23 protein-coding genes are annotated in these 21,773 nt (G+C 36.2%); 18 read left to right on the forward strand and 5 right to left on the reverse strand.

Going from position 1 to position 21,773, the window contains the following annotated elements:
* Positions 1 to 39: 39 nt before the first annotated feature.
* Positions 40 to 582, forward strand: a complete 543-nt coding sequence (locus C4E06_RS01595; RefSeq protein WP_107666476.1) for a DUF4126 domain-containing protein — start codon at positions 40 to 42, stop codon at positions 580 to 582.
* Between the two features lie 11 nt (positions 583 to 593).
* Here the strand turns inward: C4E06_RS01595 and C4E06_RS01600 are convergent, their stop codons facing one another.
* From C4E06_RS01600 to C4E06_RS01615, 4 genes are all read right to left on the reverse strand, one after another.
* Positions 594 to 1,280, reverse strand: coding sequence for a glutathione binding-like protein (locus C4E06_RS01600; RefSeq protein ID WP_107666477.1), 687 nt, complete (start codon positions 1,278 to 1,280; stop codon positions 594 to 596).
* 75 nt (positions 1,281 to 1,355) lie between these two features.
* Complete coding sequence (locus tag C4E06_RS01605; RefSeq protein WP_107666478.1) at positions 1,356 to 3,605, reverse strand: glycoside hydrolase; 2,250 nt, start codon at positions 3,603 to 3,605, stop codon at positions 1,356 to 1,358.
* 173 nt (positions 3,606 to 3,778) lie between these two features.
* Positions 3,779 to 5,557, reverse strand: coding sequence for a M61 family metallopeptidase (locus tag C4E06_RS01610; protein WP_107666479.1), 1,779 nt, complete (start codon positions 5,555 to 5,557; stop codon positions 3,779 to 3,781).
* Between the two features lie 2 nt (positions 5,558 to 5,559).
* Entirely contained in the window at positions 5,560 to 6,243 is a 684-nt protein-coding gene (locus C4E06_RS01615; RefSeq protein ID WP_107666480.1) for a Crp/Fnr family transcriptional regulator, read from the reverse strand.
* A gap of 205 nt (positions 6,244 to 6,448) precedes the next feature.
* Between C4E06_RS01615 and C4E06_RS01620 the strand changes: the two genes are divergently transcribed.
* The 3 genes from C4E06_RS01620 to C4E06_RS01630 all read left to right on the forward strand — a co-directional run bounded on the left by C4E06_RS01620 (position 6,449) and on the right by C4E06_RS01630 (position 10,852).
* The gene (locus C4E06_RS01620; RefSeq protein ID WP_107666481.1) at positions 6,449 to 7,438 is read left to right on the forward strand and encodes an adenosine kinase; all 990 of its coding nucleotides are present in this window, start codon (positions 6,449 to 6,451) and stop codon (positions 7,436 to 7,438) included.
* Between the two features lie 138 nt (positions 7,439 to 7,576).
* Entirely contained in the window at positions 7,577 to 8,380 is an 804-nt protein-coding gene (locus C4E06_RS01625) for a hypothetical protein (RefSeq protein WP_107666482.1), read from the forward strand.
* A 57-nt stretch (positions 8,381 to 8,437) separates the two neighbouring features.
* The gene (locus C4E06_RS01630; protein ID WP_107666483.1) at positions 8,438 to 10,852 is read left to right on the forward strand and encodes a GH116 family glycosyl hydrolase; all 2,415 of its coding nucleotides are present in this window, start codon (positions 8,438 to 8,440) and stop codon (positions 10,850 to 10,852) included.
* On the opposite strand, the gene C4E06_RS01635 is transcribed toward C4E06_RS01630, so the two are convergent.
* On the reverse strand, positions 10,853 to 11,143 hold the full coding sequence (locus C4E06_RS01635) for a hypothetical protein (RefSeq protein WP_107666484.1): 291 nt from the start codon (positions 11,141 to 11,143) through the stop codon (positions 10,853 to 10,855).
* A 142-nt stretch (positions 11,144 to 11,285) separates the two neighbouring features.
* Between C4E06_RS01635 and C4E06_RS01640 the strand changes: the two genes are divergently transcribed.
* From C4E06_RS01640 to C4E06_RS01715, 14 genes are all read left to right on the forward strand, one after another.
* Complete coding sequence (locus tag C4E06_RS01640; protein ID WP_107666485.1) at positions 11,286 to 11,621, forward strand: type II toxin-antitoxin system RelE/ParE family toxin; 336 nt, start codon at positions 11,286 to 11,288, stop codon at positions 11,619 to 11,621.
* A gap of 8 nt (positions 11,622 to 11,629) precedes the next feature.
* Entirely contained in the window at positions 11,630 to 11,959 is a 330-nt protein-coding gene (locus C4E06_RS01645; protein ID WP_107666486.1) for a helix-turn-helix domain-containing protein, read from the forward strand.
* A gap of 258 nt (positions 11,960 to 12,217) precedes the next feature.
* Positions 12,218 to 12,682, forward strand: coding sequence for a hypothetical protein (locus C4E06_RS01655; RefSeq protein WP_107666487.1), 465 nt, complete (start codon positions 12,218 to 12,220; stop codon positions 12,680 to 12,682).
* A gap of 2 nt (positions 12,683 to 12,684) precedes the next feature.
* Entirely contained in the window at positions 12,685 to 13,251 is a 567-nt protein-coding gene (locus C4E06_RS01660; RefSeq protein ID WP_107666488.1) for a hypothetical protein, read from the forward strand.
* Positions 13,244 to 14,203 (forward strand): hypothetical protein, encoded by a 960-nt coding sequence (locus C4E06_RS01665; RefSeq protein WP_107666489.1) that lies wholly within the window; start codon positions 13,244 to 13,246, stop codon positions 14,201 to 14,203. Before C4E06_RS01660 ends, C4E06_RS01665 begins: the two co-directional genes overlap by 8 nt.
* Before the next feature lie 8 nt (positions 14,204 to 14,211).
* Positions 14,212 to 15,333 carry a hypothetical protein gene (locus tag C4E06_RS01670; RefSeq protein ID WP_107666490.1) on the forward strand — a complete coding sequence of 374 codons (1,122 nt, stop codon included), beginning with the start codon at positions 14,212 to 14,214 and terminating at the stop codon, positions 15,331 to 15,333.
* 19 nt (positions 15,334 to 15,352) lie between these two features.
* A complete protein-coding gene (locus C4E06_RS01675) occupies positions 15,353 to 17,101 on the forward strand; it encodes a hypothetical protein (RefSeq protein ID WP_107666491.1) in 1,749 nt (582 codons plus the stop codon).
* Positions 17,085 to 17,330, forward strand: coding sequence for a hypothetical protein (locus tag C4E06_RS01680; RefSeq protein ID WP_107666492.1), 246 nt, complete (start codon positions 17,085 to 17,087; stop codon positions 17,328 to 17,330). Before C4E06_RS01675 ends, C4E06_RS01680 begins: the two co-directional genes overlap by 17 nt.
* 104 nt (positions 17,331 to 17,434) lie before the next feature.
* Positions 17,435 to 18,208: a hypothetical protein gene (locus C4E06_RS01685; RefSeq protein WP_107666493.1), complete on the forward strand. Its 774-nt coding sequence runs from the start codon at positions 17,435 to 17,437 to the stop codon at positions 18,206 to 18,208.
* Between the two features lie 40 nt (positions 18,209 to 18,248).
* A complete protein-coding gene (locus tag C4E06_RS01690) occupies positions 18,249 to 19,097 on the forward strand; it encodes a hypothetical protein (RefSeq protein ID WP_107666494.1) in 849 nt (282 codons plus the stop codon).
* A gap of 384 nt (positions 19,098 to 19,481) precedes the next feature.
* The gene (locus C4E06_RS01700; protein WP_107666496.1) at positions 19,482 to 19,883 is read left to right on the forward strand and encodes a hypothetical protein; all 402 of its coding nucleotides are present in this window, start codon (positions 19,482 to 19,484) and stop codon (positions 19,881 to 19,883) included.
* A complete protein-coding gene (locus tag C4E06_RS01705; protein WP_107666497.1) occupies positions 19,880 to 20,521 on the forward strand; it encodes a hypothetical protein in 642 nt (213 codons plus the stop codon). The genes C4E06_RS01700 and C4E06_RS01705 overlap by 4 nt, the downstream gene beginning before the upstream one ends.
* A gap of 2 nt (positions 20,522 to 20,523) precedes the next feature.
* Positions 20,524 to 20,970, forward strand: coding sequence for a hypothetical protein (locus tag C4E06_RS01710; RefSeq protein ID WP_107666498.1), 447 nt, complete (start codon positions 20,524 to 20,526; stop codon positions 20,968 to 20,970).
* 325 nt (positions 20,971 to 21,295) lie between these two features.
* On the forward strand, positions 21,296 to 21,773 hold a 478-nt coding region (locus C4E06_RS01715), incomplete at its 3' end, for a C39 family peptidase (RefSeq protein WP_198648215.1).

The following is a 21,773-nucleotide window of genomic DNA, read 5'->3' on the forward strand; positions in this document are numbered from 1 at the left end:
GAGACAATAGAAAATAGACGACTTTATGGTAACAGTCAGATGATTATTGGTATTTTAGCGATCCTTTCTGCATCGGCAGCAGCCGGAATGAGAATTGCGTTACCTTTATTAATGATTGGCTTGCTTCGTAGTGATTTATGGTCACAAGTTCCTGTACTGGCTGCCATTCCTCCTAAAGTTTTAATTGGGGTTTTAACCAGTTGGTCTTTGTTTGAATTATTCGGCTCAAAAAAGTTACTCGGTCAGCGTATTTTACAGATTATACAATTAGTTTTTAGTCCTTTAGTGGGCGGATTATTAGCGGTTGCTGTGGTGAAAATGGCTAATTTAGACGTGAGTCCCTTATGGTTAATGGGTGTGATTGGGGGAGTCTTAGCTTTTGTTTTAAAGTTGGTTCAAGTGGGTTGGTTTTTTCGTTTAAGGGGTTTACCTATTTGGGTGATTTGCATTGAAGATATTATTTGTATTTTATTAGTTTTATTTGCTTTTGATGCCCCCCAAAATGGGGGATTAATTGCCTTAATGTTGTTATGGATAGCCATTAGAAGTTCTACAGCTTGGCGTAAATGGTATGTTCAATAATTATTAATTAATCATCGTCTTCCTTGATTAAATAATATTTTTTTAGAGTCTTCTGTCATGGTGGCTTCTGTTTTTAAGTTTTTCGCTATTTCATAAGCTTTTTGAACAGCCGAACGATTTTGTATGGTTTCAAACCATCTTTTAAGATTCGGAAAATCTTCTAAATTTTGCTGTTGTTGTTGATGGGGTACTATCCAAGGATAAACGGCCATGTCTGCAATAGAATAGTCTGTGGCTATATATTCTCTATCTTTCAACTGGTCATCTAATACCCCATAAAGTCGTTCAGTTTCTTTAACATATCGATGAATGGCATAGGGGACTTTTTCGGGAGCATACTGACTAAAATGATGATTTTGACCTAACATGGGGCCAAGTCCTCCCATTTGCCAAAATAACCATTGCATAACGTCCATTTCACCCCGTATATCTGTGGGCAAAAATTGTTGAGTTTTCTTGGCTAAATAATATAAGATTGCCCCCGATTCAAAAATACTAAGGGGCTGATCCCCATCTTGTGGCGCATGATCGACAATAGCAGGAATACGATTATTAGGAGAAATTTCTAAAAATTCAGGGGCAAATTGTTCGCCTTTAGCGATATTAATTAATTTAATGTCATAGTCGAGTTGGGCTTCTTCTAAAAAAATAGTAATTTTATGGCCGTTAGGGGTGGTCCAATAGTAAAGATCAATCATAATCAACCGTGTTTAAGTTCAATCGAATCAGTAGAGACAATTAATTTTAATTGTCCCTACCAATTTATTGAAGATTTAAGGAACTTTCAACTCGACGAATTTGTTTTCTGGTAAAAAGCTGCGGAACTTACCGTGATCAGCAAATACAGCCACTAAATGTAACCAAGCATCCGGTTCTTTGTGTAAATCACCCCAGGGAATGGCAATTTCTAAACATTGATTAAACGCCACCTCAATGCGATGGTTTTTCGGATGCCAATCATTACTATGCCAAGCTTGCTGTAACCAAGCCGACTGAGTCACTAAATTAATACCGACATGATGATGGAATGTATAGTTAACTGGGGCTTCATCAGGAACCTCCGCTAACGGTGCCGTACTGGTAAACACATCCGTATCGGCATAGTACCAGAGTAAATGTAACTCATTGGGTAAATCTCTGCCCGGTTGCGTCCCCATTTTCACATCAAACCGTAGATACAAATTCATGTGATCCGTACCATAATAGATCCGTTGCACTGTACTAGCTTTGTGCATGGTTCCGGTTGATCCGCCGATTTCGATGCGTCCGGCTTTTTCCCAGTCTTCTTCGTCGGGATAACCATTGATCACGGGTTGAATAAACCCTTCTGGGGCGCGATCGCCTTTCTTGGTATGATCGTCTAGGGGTTCGTATAAATTTTTAGGAATGGGTTCCCCTAAGGCCGAATAAACCCCCCGTAAATGTTCGCGGTAGAGTTCATCAAATAGGGCCCCATGACTTGAAGAATGCCCTTCTCCGAACCACCAACACCAGTCCGAACCTTCGGCCGCATATAAGGCTTCCCAGGCTTCAGGGTTACTTTTTTCGGTGGCTTCAGGGTGTTTCTCCATCATGTCCCGGGCCTCGGTTAAGAGATCCCAGGCTTTATTTTTCACCGGATCACCGATCCAAGTGCTAAAGCTACCATCAACCCAGGACCCACTGTGTAACTTGTGGGCCGGAATTTCGGCTTTGGGGGGGAATTTTTCGAGAAACTCAGAAACGGTGACTAATTGAATATCATCAATTTCACTCAATTGAGAATATAAGGCTCTAAGGAAGTGTAACCCATCATCGGGATAATATTCCCAACAGTTTTCCCCATCTAAGGCAATGGTGACTAACCAGGGATCTTCGAGGGTGGTTTCTTCGCTTTCTTGACGTTCAACTAAAGATCGAGAAATGGCTTGTAAATGGCCCAGGAAATCAGAGGCCGCATGACGGGGTTCCATGCCACTATAACTAAAGCCAATTAAATCGGATAAACGGTGATCCCTGAAGACAATGGCTAAGTCTCCGTAGTCTGTTTTAAGACGGTAGGGGAGATACATCCGATGGGGATCACAAACGTTCCCGGTTTCGTCGCGATAGAAATAATGTTCCACACTCCACCCTAAGACGGACTCATCGGAACATAACCAATTAAACTTTTCTTGGGCAACATAGGGTAAAATAGCAGGGCTAACGGACTGTTCTGAGGGCCAGAGTCCTTTGGGTTCGCAGCCAAAGCGATCGCGATACATTTCTTTGGCTTTGCGGAGATGGAGGGGAATATCTTGAGGATATTGGAACCGTTTTTCCGGTAACTGCATCTCAGGAATGGCCACCCGTCCCGAATCGGTATCGGCCAGTAACGGCAGAATGGGGTGAGTGTAGGGGGTTGTCATTAATTCTAACTGCCCCGAATCCTGCATTTTTTTGTGTTGGGGGATAATTTGACCGATAATTTCCCGGTGTTTGGCGATGATTTTTTGGCGATCGCTTAAAGAAAAGCCTTTCCCTTTTTCAAACCAGGCTGCAATTTCGGGATCTTTTTCTCTAAAAATGGGATCGATCCAGGCTAAGTTATGCCAAGCTAAAAGATCGCTATAGTCATGGACAGTCCAATTTTCCATACACCAGTCTCGGCCCTTATCATGCTTCTGTAAATTCAATTCAGAATAGCGATAATAGGGATCAATTAAGGTGCGATGGTGAGCATCAAAAAAGTGGTCAAAAATAAATCCTTTGTCTTCGTCTGTTAGATCAATAGCAGAGGTTAAGGTGAGGGCCATGTAGCGATCGAGGGCGGTTCCTTGGCTATAATCTTCTAGTTGTAGAATTAAAGAAGGAACGAGGTTAACGGTTTGATGTAGCTTAGGAAACTCTTCTAAAACAAGAATTAGGTCTAAATAATCTTTGATACCGTGTAAGCGGGCCCAGGGCATACGATACTGTCCATTAGGATCATCAATTGCTTCACGGGATTTATACAAAGGTTGATGTTGATGCCAAATAAATGCAACGTATAGAGGATGAGCCATTATCAGTTTTAATCTCTTTAATTGTGATGAGTAGTAGCAAAAGTGAGGGATTCATGAAGGTATTTTTACCTAAAATTGCAGAACCAACCTTGCTTAAATACCCAGACTTGAACTGCTATACCTTATAGATTACCCCGAAAGCTCCCCTTATAGAGTTTGACTTTTTTACTGTCTTAAATCTTTCCTAACCAACCCTTTAAATTTTCTTGTTGTCGGGGTGATGGGTTATCAATTTGAACCACTTCATATCGACTCGGTTGAGGCTTTCCTAAGGTAACGGAAAAGGTTTTTAATTCGTCTTGATGAAATACGGTGACTGAGACAATTTCATCAGCTTGATGATCTTTGAGACGTTGATTTAAGTCATCGGCGGTTACGCGAATACCATTAATGGCTAATAATTCATCTTCGGGGTCAATTCCTTCCACAAAAGCGGGTGATCCTTTTTCAACAAATTTAATGATTTGCTTGTTATTTTCTGATTGAACTTTAATCCCTAAGTGGGGAACACTATCGTCGTCCATAATGGCTTTCAGTTGGAGACCGAAGGGGTTTAAATACTTATTAAAGGGTAATTCTTCTGTGCTATCAACGTATAGGTTAAAAAAGCTTTGTAAGTCCATATCCGCGACCGATTCGATCACTCGTTGAAGTTGATGGGGGGTAAACCCAGTTTCGGATTTTCCGAATTGTTCCCACATCTGAACCATAACGTTATCTAAAGAGCGTTTATTTTCATGTTTAGCTCGAATCAATAAGTCTAACAGCAGGGAAACTAATTCACCTTTTAAATAATAGGAAATTTGACAGTTATCACTATTATTATCTCGTCGATAGAGTTTAATCCAAGCGTCAAAACTAGACTCACTGAGGGGTTGAACTTTACGGCCTGGAATGCTTAAAAAGCGAGTTATTTCTTTACCTAAAATTTCTAAGAACTTTTGAGCATTATAAATTCCGGCTCTCATGGGAATTACCATATCATAATAACTGGTGGTTCCTTCAGAAAACCATAAGGAAGGGGTATAATTTTCTTGTTCGTAATCAAAGGTTTCTAATGCTTTTGGACGAATGCGTTTTATATTCCATAAATGAAAGAATTCATGGGCAACTAATTGTAGAAAACGGTTATATTTATCTGTATCTCTAAAATAAAAACGAGAATAGATTAATGAACAGGAATTTTTGTGTTCTAATCCTCCAAAATTATTTTGGGTTAGATGAAGGATAAATAAATAATCGTCGTAGGGTAATCCGTTGAATAATTTAGCTTCTGTTTCTATAATTTTTTTGGTGTCTTCTATCACTTTCTTCGGTTGAATATTACCGGTTCCCCAAATGGCATATTGATGGGGTTTTCCTAATACTTCAAAAGAATAAATGCCATGGTTACCAATTTCAAAAGGACTATCTACCAAGGTGTCGAAATCTTTGGCATAAAATTGGTTGACTTTTTCAGGAATTGCTGGTAAAGCTGTGCTAACTTTCCAAGTTGAATTGGGGGGAATAATTTCGACGGTGATGGGGGTCGCTTCTAACCCTGGAATATAATAAAATAAAGCAGCCCCATTAAAATAACCATGAGTATCGTCTAAATGGTTCGTTCTGACGGTTAATTCATTGGCATAAACGCGATAGGTAATTAAAAGATTGTCCACTTCTTTGGTTTCTACTTGCCAATGATTTTTACTCACTTTTTGACTGAGTAGCTTGGTTTGCTTATCTTTAGAAATGGCTTTAAAATCTTGAATATGTCTAGCATATTCTCTCACTAAATAAGACCCCGGTGTCCACACTGGCATTTTTAAATCAAGGATAGGATTTGACCAGTATTCAATCTGTAAACCCACCTCAAATAAATGGGAATTAGGATGGGGCATTTTCACAAAATAAGTTAAACTGGGTGCAGGATAATTGAGTTTTTTACTCTCAGTAATCGTTGATTTAGTCATTATTAAATTTGTTTAGCAAAATGATTTAACTGTTTAAGATTCGTTAATAATAAAATCTGGCGAGAATGATCACTTTCTAGACAACCTTGATGTTGTAATTGAGTCATAATCTGTTGACAGTCATCGAGAGAAATATCAGCAATGTCTGCCAAATCTTGAGCAGGAATTTGTAAAATTTCTGCCCCTTCCTCACTCAATTTACCATAAGCTTCTGCCAATTTAATTAAAGTTTTAATGAGTTTAATTTTCGGGGTTTGTTGATGTAATTGAAAACGACGATACAGATGACGAAATCGCTTAACACTGAGTTGCAACATTTTATGATGAACTTGGGGGTCTTTAAACAGCATTTGTAAAAAACGTTGGGCTGAAATACTGAGTAATTGAACATCAGAAAGGGCAATCACGTCTATACCCTTAAGAGATTCGTCCAAAACCTCCATTTCTCCGAAGAAATCTCCTTTACCCAGAATTTCTAACACTGTTTCTTGATGGTTATAACGGGAACGAATTTTAACCCAACCCGACACGATAAAGTAAACCGCCTTTCCCCAGTCATTTTCTTTTATAATTTCTTCATACTGACCATAATTTTCTTCATCGACCACAGACAGTATCCATTCTAAGGTTTCGGGATTCGCTACACTAAACAGGGGGAATAGCTCGACAATTGCTTGAGTTTCCATTAAAGGGGTTTTCGGACGGCATTAAATAAGGGGTTAAGGAATATCAATGGATTGACTTTTCCTTATGGTTCAACCATTTCTTTTAATGATAAACCCCACAGACACTATAAGTCTAGGTTAGCGCATCGTTAACTGTTGTAAATTGTCTAAACCTAAACAATTGTTATATTATCGTGAAGATCACAAGCACAGCTAGAAAATTTTCATGGGTAGAAAGTATCACGTTTACGGTGTCGGTAATGCTTTAGTTGATATGGAGTTTCAAGTCACTCCAGAATTATTACAAGAATTAAACATTGATAAAGGGGTAATGACGTTGGTGGATGAAGTCCGTCAAGGAGACATTATTGCCAAATTTAATGGTAATCTTTGTAAACAAAGTGGTGGGGGTTCTGCTGCTAATACCATGGTTGCTTTAAGTCAATTTGGGGCGAAGGGTTTTTACTCTTGTAAAGTGGCTAAAGATGAAGCGGGATTTTTCTATTTAGAAGACTTACAAAACTGTGGTTTAGATACCAATGTTCATGATGAAAAAGAAGTCGGAGGAAGCACCGGAAAATGCTTAGTAATGGTCACTCCTGATGCTGATCGCACCATGAACACTTTCTTAGGAATTAGTGGCAGTTTATCAGAAGCGGAATTAGTTCCAGAGGCAATTGCTGATTCTGAATACCTTTACATGGAAGGTTATTTAGTTCCCTCTCCAACTGGTAAAGCTGCAGCGATCAAAGCTAGGGAAATTGCTGAAAATTCGGGGGTCAAAATTACATTTTCTCTCTCTGATCCCAATATGGTGGACTTCTTTAAAGAGGGATTATTAGAAATCATTGGCTCGAATACAGATTTTATTTTTGCTAATGAATCAGAAGCCCTAAAAATGGCAGATACGGAAGATTTCTCTGAGGCGATCGCCTATTTCAAAAAGTTGTCTAAGGGGTTTGCCATTACTAGAGGTTCAGCCGGATCAGTGGTGTTCGATGGTCAAGAATTGATAGAAATTACCCCTTATCCAGTTCAAGCGATTGATACTGTGGGCGCAGGAGATATGTATGCTGGAGCTTTTTTATATGGATTAACCCACGGCATGAGTTATGCTCAAGCTGGTGATTTGGCTTCTCGTGCTTCTTCTCAGATTGTTACTTGTTATGGTCCCCGTTTAGCAACAGAAAAGTTAAAAGAATTGCTAAATACTTAAAGGGTCACTCATAACTAACCTAAAACTATCTATTATTTTTGCCGAGGCTATGGCCTCGGTTCCTTAAAATTTAGGATAATTTCTGTTACAATAGTACAATATAACTAAAACAAAATTGGGAAGAAAGAGGCATTGATTATGTTAAGCCAATTCCGAAAACATTATCCTGAAGGAAGTTTAGTGAGCGAGTTAGTCACTATCGATCATGGTCAATATATTGTCAGGGTATTATTACAAAATAAGGGGATAACCTTAGGGACAGGATTAGCCGCAGATCATAACATTGAAACAGCCGAAGATCGAGCCAGAGAAAGAGCATTAAAAAGTCTTGAACTCGATGATAAAGCCCCTGAAAGATCAGAAAAAATCACTTCTCAACCATCCCCTGTGCCTCAAGAAACCCCTCAACCCAAACCCAAAGTTGAAGTGACATCACCTCCCCCAGAAAAACCCATTGAACCGGTTGCTAAAGTGGCTAAGACAGAAGAACCGAAAGAGATAGAAACAGAAACGCCCCCCTCCCCTAAAACAACCCCTGAAACCTCAACTAACTCCTCTAAAAAACAAGCTAAGACCCCATCAAACAATAAAAAAACATCACCCATTGAACCAGAAATTGAAGAAAAACCGTTACCTATTCCTGTCACTCCTCCATCAACCAAAACAGAAGAAATAGAAACAGAAGATAGTCAAGAAGCTACCGTTGAACCCCTTGAAGAACCCCAAATTGATGAAAATCCCCCGATGGTAGAAGAAGAGGAACTTGATTTTTCCGAAATTATTGCCCGTTCCAATGCAGAATTAAAACGATTAAAATGGACAACCGAACAAGGTCGAGAATATTTAATCAAAACCTATGGAAAGCGATCGCGTCAAGTGTTATCAGATGAGGAATTATTAGAATTTCTTCGTTATTTAGAAAGCTTACCCACCCCTTCTTAGATCGGGTTTATTTTTATTACTGTTCCGAATGACCTTCCTGTTCTAAAATATGATCCCATGAAGACTTTATTTTCCCTCCCAAACATCCCTTCTTGCGCTTGGAAACGTCCTATCGGTCAAGGATGGAATAATCCCTATACAGTACGCTATGCGAGTAACTTAGATGACGGTCCCTGGCACGGAATGCCTCTCGGTGGGTTCGGGTCCGGTTGTATTGGGCGATCGCCTCGGGGTGATTTTAACCTTTGGCATTTGGATGGGGGGGAACACATTTTTAAAAGTATCCCATCTTGTCAATTTAGTATTTTTGAACAGTTAGAAGATGGCACAGCACAAGCTTATGCTTTGTCTACGGAAGCCCCAGAAGATAATACCCTATCTCGATGGGCTTGGTATCCCCAAGAAAAAGGAACCTATTCGGCCCTTTATCCCTGTAGTTGGTATCAGTATGAAGGGGTATTTCAAGCAGAGATTTATTGTGAGCAATTTTCTCCTATTATTCCTAATAACTATCAAGAAACCAGTTATCCTATTGGGGTCTTTGAATGGACCATAAAAAACCCCACTGATAAACCCATTACCCTCAGTATTATGCTGACTTGGCAAAATATTGTCGGTTGGTTTACCAATGCCATTAAATCCCCTGAAATTACGGTTAGAGACGACGGTAGTCCAGAGTATGAATATCAACCGAGATGGGGTCATAGTACCGGCAATTTTAATCAGTGGATACAAGATAATTTTCGGGTGGGTTTTATTCTCAATAGATTACAACCCCATGAACAAGTGCAAGAGGGAGAAGGACAAATCTGTATCGCCAGTGTGACTAATCCCAGTGTCGAGGTTTTTTATCTGGGAAAATGGAATCCGAATGGGGATGGTTCTGAGGTTTGGGACTATTTTGCCATGAATGGTTCATTGCCAGATCAAGAAGATGAAACCCCGGCCGAACCTGGCGAACAAATTGCAGCCGCTATGGCGATCCGATTCACGATTAAACCAGGAAGAGTTAAAAAAATTCCCTTCATTTTAGCCTGGGATTTACCCATCACAGAATTTGCCCAAGGGATTCAATATTATCGTCGCTATACTGACTTTTTTGGTCGCAATGGTCAAAATGGTTGGGCAATGGTAAGAACGGCTTTAAAACATTCTGATGTGTGGCGAGATAGAGTAGAAGAATGGCACAATTCTATCTTAAAACAGAAGGATTTTCCCGACTGGTTTAAGATGGCTTTGTTTAATGAATTGTACTTATTAACCGACGGGGGAACCCTTTGGACAGCAGCCTCTGAGACTGATCCCATCGGACAATTTGGGGTCTTAGAATCGATGGATTATCGTTGGTATGAAAGCTTAGACGTAAGATTATATGGATCATTCGGGTTATTGATGTTATGGCCGCGCTTAGAAAAAGCAGTTATAGAAGCCTTTGCACGGGCAATTCCTAGTAGTGATGATACCATTAGGATTATTGGTTATAATCAGGCCGAAGGGTTACGAAAAGTCAAGGGAGCAACCCCCCATGATTTAGGTGCGCCCAATGAACATCCTTGGGAAAAAACTAATTATACCAGCTATCAAGATTGTAATCTTTGGAAGGATTTAGGTAGCGATTTTGTCCTACAACTGTATCGAGATTTTCTGTTAACTGGTGCAGAGGATATTGACTTTCTTTGGGAATGTTGGGAAGCCGTTCCAGAAACATTAAACTATCTTAAAGCATTTGATTTAGATAATGATGGTATTCCCGAAAATTCTGGCGCACCGGATCAGACATTTGATGACTGGGAATTGAGGGGAATGAGTGCTTATTGTGGGGCGTTATGGATCGCTGCTTTAGAAGCTGCTATAAAAATCGGAGAAATCTTATTAGAAAATCCTCCTAATAATCCACAATTATCACCTGAAAATTATCCCGAATCCATTGAAAAAGAACTGGATAAATATCACAATTGGTTACAACAATCTCGCTCAGTTTATCACAGCACTTTATGGAATGGAGAATATTATAAATTAGATAGTGAAAGTGATTCCGATGTGGTGATGGCAGATCAATTATCGGGTCAATTTTATGCCCGTTTATTAGGGTTGCCTAATGTCGTTGAACATGAATATGCTCTATCAGCTTTAAAGAAAGTTTATGAAGCTTGTTTCTTAAAGTTTCAAAACGGAAAATATGGGGCCGCCAATGGCATGAAACCAGATGGAACCCCAGAAGATCCTAACTCAACCCATCCCCAAGAAGTATGGACGGGAATTAATTTCGGTTTAGCCTCTTTCCTAATACAAATGGGGATGAAAGATGAAGCTTTAAAATTAACTGAAGCCGTGGTTAAACAAGTGTATGAAAATGGCTTACAGTTTCGCACGCCTGAAGCAATAACAGCAGTGGGAACCTTCCGTGCGGGTCATTATTTGAGGGCTATGGCGATTTGGGGGATTTATTATCAATTAAGTGAAACGAAGTAATTATTCATTATTAATTGATGAAAGTTGCTCTGCTTTGATATCCTGAATCGCTCTCGTTAATCCATCTAAATAACTACCCAGGTTATCAATGTCATTTTTCATTGATTGAATCGTGGGATGATTGGCGATCGCATTATTTAAACTGTCTGGGTTACTATCAGCGAGATAAACATCAATTAACTCGTTAATTACGTCATCGATAGTTTTTCCCTCATCCTTGACTTTGTTTTTCAATCTTTCTAACTTGTCAGGATTAATGATTATATTTAGTTGGGTTTCTGTGGTGGTCATAATTTTAAAAGATTTTAATTAAAGATTATAATCTGAACTTTAGATCAGTAATCAAAACAAAAGTGTTGGGGGGATGTTGTGCAGTTGACAGTAGAATTAAGATATACTAAATTAGGTATAATCTGATAGTTTGACTAATATAATGCCAGATAAACCAATCTACTGGATTGGCTCTTCTAAGGATGATATTTGTGATTTTCCTGAAGATGTAAGGAAAAAAGCAGGTTTTCAGCTTCGTGCTATTCAAAGGGGAGAGAAACCGAATGATTTTAAGCCTATGCCAACCATTGGTAAGGGAGTCGAAGAAATTCGGATTTGGACAGGGGAGACTTATCGTGTTTTTTATGTGGCTAGATTTTTGGAGGCGGTTTATGTTCTCCATGCTTTTAGTAAGAAATCACAAAAAACATCTCGGCAGGATATTAATTTAGGTAAGCAACGTTATCAGCAAATGATGAAATTTAGGGAAAATTTATAGGGGTTAATATGACTATTTCTCAATCTTCTCAAAGCATTAATGTTACTCTAGCTCAGGATAATATTTTTGCAGATTTAGGTTTTTCTGAGGATGAGGCGGTTAATCTGAAAATTCGGGCTGATTTGATGTTAACGTTACGTTCTTTTATTAAGGCTAAGGGTTGGACGCAAAAAGATGCAGCCAGTTTTTTTGATGAGACTCAACCGAGAATTAGTTGTTTGATGAATGGGGATATTAAGCGTTTTAGTGTGGATAAGTTATTACTGATGTTGAGTAAGGCAGGTATGGAGGTTAAATTTGAGGTTGTTTCTAATTCAATGGAGGATGTTGAGATTTAACTAAAAATACCCACAAATTTAAAGACCCAAGGAAATAAACTCCTCCCTTGAGTCCTTGAAACCCTTACGAATCGTGGGTTATACTGATGATAATTAAATGCCAGGAGGCGGACTTGAACCGCCGACACGAGGATTTTCAGACCTCTGTTATTATAGCTAGAAGCTAACTATACAGTCAACTTCACACACTTTTTAACAAGTTAGCCTAATATTGAGCCTAAAAAGAGAAGCTTTTAAGATGATTTTACTTATAAAAATATGTTAACTTCTGTGTGTTTCTTCTTATGTGAGAGCTATTTTGAAGTAGTAGCGCATGGGTTTAACATGGTTCTTGACTTAACAGATATTTACGGAAGTAGCGCAGAATTTAGTGCAGCAGATCCGACCGATCCTTTGATTATAATTCACTTAAAAGATTTTCAGAACTCAGACAATAACGGTGATATAACAGACGGAACCGGGTTTGATGATGTTTCTACTATTACATCAGAAAACATCAATTCAAAAGCAGCTCAATCCTTTGCCGGTCAACTTAAATTAATACGACAAAATCAACCAAGTTCAAACACAGACGAGACAAATGGAATTTATATTACAAACGATCCTAACGCCAGTAAGAACTTTGTCTTAAGAAATGGAGTTAGGCAGATTTCTTATCCTTTTAACGTTGCTGTTTATGCGCCCGATCCCACTTCCTTTATAGATATTGACAACGTTCTGTAGTAATGACTTTAGATTTAACCTATGATGCTTTGTTTACTTCATTTGCGATAGAAAACGATAAGATCATACTTGCAAAAGCTGATTTGCTAAGAATGGTTTTAGGAATTCCGTTAACCGTTACCGATTGGTTGATTGTAATTCATGAATGCTTAAGACGGACTTTTTTGTCCTACTTAATTGTCGATGAAAACGACATTTTGTTAAAAGACAACCAATATTTTGTTGTTAGTGATTATTCACAAGTTTATGCTCACATAGATTGTATCACATTAGGAAAAAGAGCAACTTTTGACTCTATTGTTTTGGGTTATCAATGGAAATTTACGACAATATTTGAGTCAACTACAAATAAAAGTTTATCATTAGTAGAAATTAACGACAATAATGTTTTGATCAACTTAGATGCTTTAAATTTTCCTAGCAATCCTGTTGATTTTTGTCAAGCTTTTGTCAACTATTTAGCTGTAAACGAAGCTGAAAACATTAAAGTCGACACCAATTATTTGGTTGAGTTCTTTTTTTCTAATAATTTACCATTATTAAGATTAGAGGATATTATTGATGGCTGATCGATTTCTGTCTAATATTTCGCAAATTCAAGACTTAGAAGACAACGATAGTTTTCTTATTGCTAAAGGAGATCAACTTTTAAGGTTTTCTTGGTTAGATTTTTTAAATTATTTGTCAAATATTGAATTTAATCAGAGAAGTTCTTTCTTGGGGAAAAAAAATTTAACAATTCAATCTGAGTCTGTTTCGTTGATTTTGACCGATCCCAACAATCTTGACGGAATCATAAACTGGCTGGGAACAAATAAAAATACCATTGCTTATAGTAATCCTTTAAATACAGAAATCGTCATTGCTGGTTACCCTACTTGGGGCGAGTTACAAAATCTTTTTGATAAAAATTTAAGCTCTTTTGCTTATGCTTTTTCAGGAAGTTTTCCCGATTTTATTCTTGATCTTAATAATTATGAAATCAAGTTATCTCAAATAGCTTTATATGCTTCTAATAGGACAAACTATAGGTTAATCATCAGTGGAAGTAATGACCGAAACAACTGGGAAAATCCTATAGAGTTTACAACGCCTCACTCATTTCATGGGTGGTTAATTTTAGATTTAAATTACGATTCTTTTTTTAAGCATATAAAAATAGAATATCAAAGAAATGGAGGTGGGAACAGTTGGACTGCTTGGCAATATGAAATGTGGGGAGATATTCGGTTAAATCAAAATATACAAGAGGGTAGTTTAATTTACAATTTGCAACTATCAGATTTTAATTATCTTTTAGAACCCAATGTTTCTATAGGACAAATAAGTTTTTTGCCTTTATCTACGGTTGGTTTAAATATAGGAGATAGATTTTATATTCATAATCCGCACTCTTTTGAACTACAAGGACTTCCTGCTCCTGGAGACATATTACAATCAAGCAATGGATTAGATTACATTTCACAAGGACAAACAGCAGAAATTGTCAAGGTTTCAGATACTACTTGGTTTGCTTACTAAGAAAAAATATGTTTACAGAAATAGAAGAAACGACTAAAGCCTTATGTTTAGGAAAACGAGAAATTACTTTTAAGATAGAAATTCCTCACCCTAAAAGCTATAGAATTTTAGCTGATAATCAAGTCCAAGTAATAGCAGGGGATCGTTACGAATTATCTTTAAGTAGTCCTTTGGGAGGTCAATGTTCGGGCAAAGCATACAGATTAAAAGGAACTGTTAAGGGTAGATATGTTTATCTTAGTGCTTTGAGTAGATATAAAGAATATAATAATACAGGTTTTGAGGGAGAAGGCTTTCAGCTTTCAGGAGGGACGCTCGGATTTGGGCCGATAACTAATTTTTCTTATACAATTGATGACTTTTTTAGAGTTGTTGTAAACTGGAAAGACGGCGCAAATAGAAGTCAACCACCTAATCAAAAACCAGGATCGGTACAATCATTTATAGATTTTGATTTCCCTTTTCCAAATGACGAGGGAATTCTAAATAGCAGATTATATGAAACAACAAACAATGAAGATTTAGCATCAGTTCATAATTATTATTCTGATTCTTTTAATTTTTCTCATTGGGAACGAACGGACGGAACCTCATTAGAAGACGATATTAATGAATGTGGAAGTATTGAACAATGGAACTTGCAAATATATGATTGTGACAACAATTTAGTCTTTAATCAAGTTTACAACAAAAAACCTTTTATAATAGAAGAAGGAGAAAAATATCAAGATCCTATATTTTTAACAATTCCTTTGTGGTTTATAACCTACGGAGCCATGAGAAAGCAAGAAATAGTAGAAGATGGAATTACTAAAAAATGTGCTGTTATTTGGAGTTCTCAGCCGTTTTCTCCTAACTCTGTTGTAAACTTAAAAGTTCCTTTGCTAGAACCTCCGATTTTTGGTTTTCAATTTACTCCTAAAAATTGGACTTTAATAGATAAATTTTGTTCTCCATCTTGTTCTAATGAATTTCCCAAAATATCTTATTCTTGTGATTGTAAAAGTCAATGTCCTCCTAATACCGTTTGCTCAATACAAAAAGGTGATCAAATATTATGTTTAGACAAAAACGGGTGTGTACTTGAATCTATAAACGCAGGTTGTATCGAACCTGATTACATTTGTTAATCAATACTCATTAAAGACAATGGACAATTGCAATTTATTCGTCACTAGAGAAGAGTTTGATCAGTATGCCAATAATTTTAATACTCTAATAGAAAAAATTGATGATCTGTCTAGTCGAATCGAAACCATAGAAAATAGACTAGAAAACCACATAAATGAATTGATTTGTGGTGACAATGCCCACGGAGGCTTAGAAAAAGTCAACGTAGTTGTAGAGTTAAAAAATGATCAGCTGACTGTTTACGTTAGTATTTGCGATCAGGTTTTTGAAGATTCAGTATCTTTAGAGGAATTGTTTATGGGAATTGACGTAAAGATTGATAATCTAGAAATTAATCAGCAAACCATAATAGACTTGACAAATAATTTGCTAACAAAAATAGAGCAAATTTCGATAAACCAGTCAACCATTAATAATATAGAAAATAAAATAACTAATCTTGAGACTTATCTTATTAATCAAATAACTGTTACTCTTAATAGTATTTATCAAGATTTAAGTCAAACTTACAACTACATCATCAGCGTAGATCAAAATGTTTTAACTTTATTTCAAATTAACGACAATACAGAGGTAAATCAAAATAACATATCAATATTAGAAAATCTTGAGCAAATAAATCTTAATCAAAAATCTATTGAGCTGTCAATAAATGATTTAGAGGTTGACTTTAGACAGATAAATAACATAAATCGCTCTATTAACACTATTTTGAATAATCAATCATTTCATATTACTTTAACCAGAAATAGTCGTGATTTAATTATTAACAATTTAGATGTTTTGTACAATAATATTATTATTCAGTATCAACAATTAATAAGTATTTTAAACAATATTCAGTTTTTTGATCAAAATTTAATTGTTAATAAAATTGATAATTTACTTAATGTTGTAACTTTTCAGTATCAACAACTAATATCTTTAATTAATAATATAAAAAGTTACGATGATTCTATTTTAGTTAGTTTAACTCAAACCATAGTAAACACTCAGCAACAAATTTTACTTATTGTTTCTAATTTAGAAAATTATGACGACACAAATATTTTAAATATTATTAGTCAAGTAACGTTAACGCTTGATGTTGTAATTAACTCTATCAATGGAATAAGTCAGGATATATCTAAGTTAAATGAGATCGAGGATAGTTACAAATTATGGGATTGTGAATTAGAGGAAGAAATTAATCAACCTATTGATAGTTTGGCTAGTGGATTATATTATTTAAATTCTCAATTGTATGATATTCAAAATAAAGTTTGTGAACTGGAAATTGATTGCGGTCAATTGTTACCTACTGATTTAGCTATTTGGGTAAATTATGGCTATTATATTTTATTTTATTGGAAATGGGAAAACAAAGAAGTTAAAACAGGATTGAATTTTACTCAGTTGCCTGAGCCTATTGATGCTTTAATTAATCCTATTGATATAAACACAGTTTGGGATCAATATTTTCAAGGAATTTATAGAATTATCGGTGAACAATTTTCTTTTTTACACATAGACAACGTAAAAACTCCTATTTACAGAGGATGGTTTTTGAACAACAGTGAAGCAATTAGATTTTATAATAGTATTATACCTTTAACAAGATTGTCAATCAAACAAGAAAATAATCCGGCTTTTCCTACTTACAGCAATAAACAAACTAATATTAAAAACACAGGAGAAAGAGTATTATTAAGAAAAGTTTGTATTATCGAGAAACTAAGAAACTCTGATGATATTAATCATATAATTACTTATGGCCCACCAAAATAGATATGTTAAAGCCCTTCCAAATTCTCCATATGCTTATGGTGCTAAAGCTAACAATGCTATTACCTCAGCTTATTATGAATCAGCAAGAAGTTATATGAATCGTAGATTTATAGGTAGAAGTACCTTAAGGCTTTTTGTAAGAAAAGGATGGTTAGCTATTTTTAGAGTTAAAGGCCGGTTGTGGGTCCATGAGGTTTGTTCAGAAGAAATAGAAGATTATTTATATTAGTCTAACAGGGCGCACTATATAGTCCGCTCTTTTTAGCTTTTATTAAAACCTTTAAACCATAATAGACTAAATACAGTGGTAACAACATAAAAAACGAGACAAACATGGCTATTTCATATTTAGCTGCTGGTGCAAATACGACTGCTGATTCTTTAGTTATTCCCGTAGCTGATTTTCTAGGTTTTAACACCTTTGATAAATTTGATGGACAATCAGAAAATTTAGCTTTCTCTAGATTTTTACAAGGATTTTTAGAAAAAACTTCACAAACTTTAACAGATAACAGCATTTTTACATTAGGATTAAATCTAACTAAAGATTTAGATGATCTAGCGACTACAAGTCAAGACGTAATCTTATCAGTATGGAATATCACTTATCAAAGATTTATTAGATTTTCTCAAGCGGTAACACCTCTCCCAGTTCCCACGGGTGGAACCAGTGCAGGCGTGGGTGATTTTGCTTTAGCAGAAATTTTTCCAGGTGTTGAAAAAGTAGCTAATGGATCGCCTGTTACGGCTGATTCTGTTGCTATTTCTATAGCTGATTTAACTCCTTACGGAAGCTCGTCTTTTGCTGATCTAAATACTGACGTAGGACAAGATAATCGAAGCCTCTGGATGTCGATCATTGCTTGGGCTATTGATACAGCTTCTTTACGTAGTGCAACAGTTCAAAGCGCAATTACTTCAAAATCAATCAACTCTCCTACAATTCCTACTTTGGCGGCTGCTTTAACTCAAGAAACTAATCCTACATCTGGAATTAATAATGATGACCTTTTTGCAAAAGGGTTTGTAAGCAATCAACAATTTAATATTTCTATTCAACTAAAATTAATGTCAAACGATAACACCTTTGACATGAATTTTGTCTAATAAATATTGAATAACAAAAAAATAGTTTTAGAGGTTAATTATGGCGGTTCAAGGTGTACCTTATCGTTTACAAGACAGTAGTTTATACAACACTGATTTTGGGGCTACTGCAAACTTTAATTTAAGTTTACGTCCCCCTAGTGACTTAACTGATGAGAATATTGACTCAATTTTAGAGTGTATTGGGGCAGAACGCAGAGAACCCGGTGGGGTGATTTGCTCTGAACGAGGATCGATTACTTATCGAAGATTAATTTTTTATAGAAGCAATGGATCGTCAATGACGGTAGTTGCTCCTAATCGAGAGGCTATTATTACTCAAGCTCAATGTATCTGGGATATTTTGTCGGCCACAGATTTTCAACCCATTTGTATCAAGTTAGAAGGAGAAAAACACAGAAACGTTATTGATGATTTACTTGAAGGAGATAGAGAAGGAGGGGGAACAGCAAATCCAATAAGGCCCCCAGAGGGTGCTGGCCGAAATAGATTTTTCTTTTCTGGTAGCATGAGGGCTTATAAATCTGACGCTGTGTTTGGGGCCCAATTAAGTTTGTCTTTTAAAATGGACACTGACGCTGATCAAACGCCTTATTCTAGCTTATCAACTCAAATTAACGGATGTTTGAAAGAGCTTATTGATGCTTCGATTTGTGGTGGTGCAGCTAATGCTAGAGATGCCCGAAAATATGTGGTAACTTTGCTAACTCAATCAGAAGATGCTGGAAATAATGATTCTCCAGAAGTCCAAAGTATTACTATTCCTGTAGCGGAAAACTCCTCAGCAGAAATAACAAATTGTGGTAGAGCTTTGGCTAGTAGATTGTTTGTTCAATGTCTCGAATATGAAGGAGAAAGTAACGCTAGACTTCACAGATTATTGACTTAAAGTGATTTATTTGCTTGCTTACACATCAGATTTGCGTAGAAATTACCCAATCAAATCTTATGTCAATTTAATAAATAGAGAAGATCAACAAAGAAGATTGACCACAGAAACAGAGGATAATCAATATTTGCCACCTATTCTGTTAACAAATAGCAAAAAAGTCACATCTTCTTTTAATCTTCCTAATTGCTATCAACTGGCAAACCTTAGAACAACTAGATTGTGGATCACGGGCAATTCTTATGTTCAAGTCGACATACCGTTTATTCCTAATTCTGGTAATTTTAATCTATTTTTTGAGCAAACTAGACAAAATAATTTGATTCAATTAATAGAGTACACAGGAGAAAGGATTCAAGCATATCATCTTAGAAATCTATAAAAATGTCTCGCACTAAAACTAACTGGATAAGGTATAAAGACGTTATTATCAAATATGATCATGATTTTCAAAGCAAACAACGACTACTTAGAACGAGACTAATTATAGAAGATGGAAAAAACAATGTAGTGACTCCCTATCCTCCTTTGTTTAATGACAGAGTACAGCAAGATGTAAGACCTCGAAGTATAGCTAAACGTCCCAACAACTTTGTGCCTAGAAACATTAGTTTCTGCTTCATTTCCAACAATTTAGAGGTTACTAGAAACTTAATTAACCCTTACAGTGCAAGTGATTTTAATCACAATTTGATCATCAAAGAAGTTCGGGATAACTTTGATTTTGCTACTTTTGGGATTCAAGGTGAAAGTTATGATTCTACCGTCGAAGGAATTTTACTATGACATTACAAGTTATTTTTGATGGAACATTAAGTCCAGAAACAGAAAATATAACTAATGACATTCTTTCGCCAAAGTTTCTGTTAATTCATGTCATTGATCCCGTTTTAGATGACAGTCAAGGCGAGGGATTAGTAATAGGTCTGTCAGTTAATATTCGTGTTCCTGTCATTGGAACTGAGTTGATAAAATATGTTCCACACACCATTTTTGATTCAATCAGTTTTCAGGACGCTGACACGGCCAATATTATTTATTTGCCCAATGAAGTAACATCTTCTCCTTATTTTCTGTATTGCGGGTTAAATCCTTCAAGAAACTGTACTCTACGCATTTATGCAGAGGTTTCGGAGTGTGGAAATTGTGAGATTGTTGATCGCTTAGAAGAAATTAGAGAGACTCAATTGTTGAACAGTGTTCAACAGACAACCATTGCTTTAAATCAAAGCGCACAAAACACAGCGTTGTTAGCTCAAAGCGTTGTTTTAGGTATTGTGGGCGCACCTCTAACCGCCGGAGCTACTTTAGCTCTCCCTGAAATTGTTGGATCTACTTTAGCTCCTACAACAGCATTATTGGGGGGTAGCTTACCATTGCCTAGAATCCCAGGATTGCCAGATATTCCTTTATTACCAGGATAATCATGAAAAAAAGCTTATTACCAATTGCTAACGGTCAATCTTTAGCAATGTTGGCTAAAAACGATAATTTGTCAGAAGTTTTCAATAGCCAAGGAATTAAGACCACCTACGAATATTTACAAACTAATATCCAATCAGGTCAATCTTTTTTCTTGAAATCTAATGACGATTTATTACTAAAAACTATTTTTGTCTATTTAACAGGAACCGAACCAGACAAAAAAATAAATTTAGCAATAAAAGAAAATGGTGGAAACTTGATAGAAACCGATTTATCAGTTATCCAATCTACGGACTTAACTAATGTCTTTACCTGGGAGTTTCCAGAAGGAATTATTGTGAATCAAGACAGATATTTAGTGATAACTCCTAATTTTCCAATACAGACCATCATTCTAACTGGAGAAGACTGTAATCGAATGTCAAAAACATTATCGTTGAGTAATTAATCATGTTTTTTTGCTACTGAACAAAAAGGCGTTTTTAAGAATAAACAAGGTTTTACCGTTACATTTGTTCCTTTTATTAAACGCCTAAAACTAACAGGGTATTATGTTATTCTTCATTGGAATAAACAGGCGAAAAAATGGGGATTTTATGACGGCAACAACAACAAATATTATTTAGTTGACGCTGATCAAGTTTCTCCTATCACTGCTAAACACAAGCTAATAGATGTTTTTAATGATACTTTACCTTCTTGTGTTCTTTTGTATGAAAACTGTCAAGTTTTCATAAAACAATCAACATTAACCTTACAACAAGTGTAAATAAATGAAAGTAACAGCAAAACAAAGTACAGTCATTAAACTAAAGCCACAACAGTCTAGTGAATTACCCCCCTCTCAAAAAATAGTAGTCAACAAAGGAGAGTCTCTAGAGATTGACGAATATTTACCAGCAGAAAAAGGGCATTTAAAAGCCAGCTTAGATTTTTACTTTTGGCCTGATCATTGGGAGTCAGATAACAATAAAGGAAACTTAAATACAGATCCTAATACTATTATTTTAGACGTTCCTTACTTAAATCAACGGGACAATAAATATGAGCCAAATTCCACTTGTAACGTTACTTGTGTAGCCATGGTTCTTAAGTATTTTGACAAAGATCCATCAATTACGAATGGATTGCAATTAGAAGATTATCTATACGAAAGACTAAAAAATGACGGAAAGCAAAAAACGTGGCACGCTCATCTTAGTGAATTAACAAATGATTTTGGAGTCACTAATAATTTTACGACTACGGCAA

It is taken from the genome of Cyanothece sp. BG0011 (assembly GCF_003013815.1).
GTDB lineage: Bacteria > Cyanobacteriota > Cyanobacteriia > Cyanobacteriales > Microcystaceae > Crocosphaera.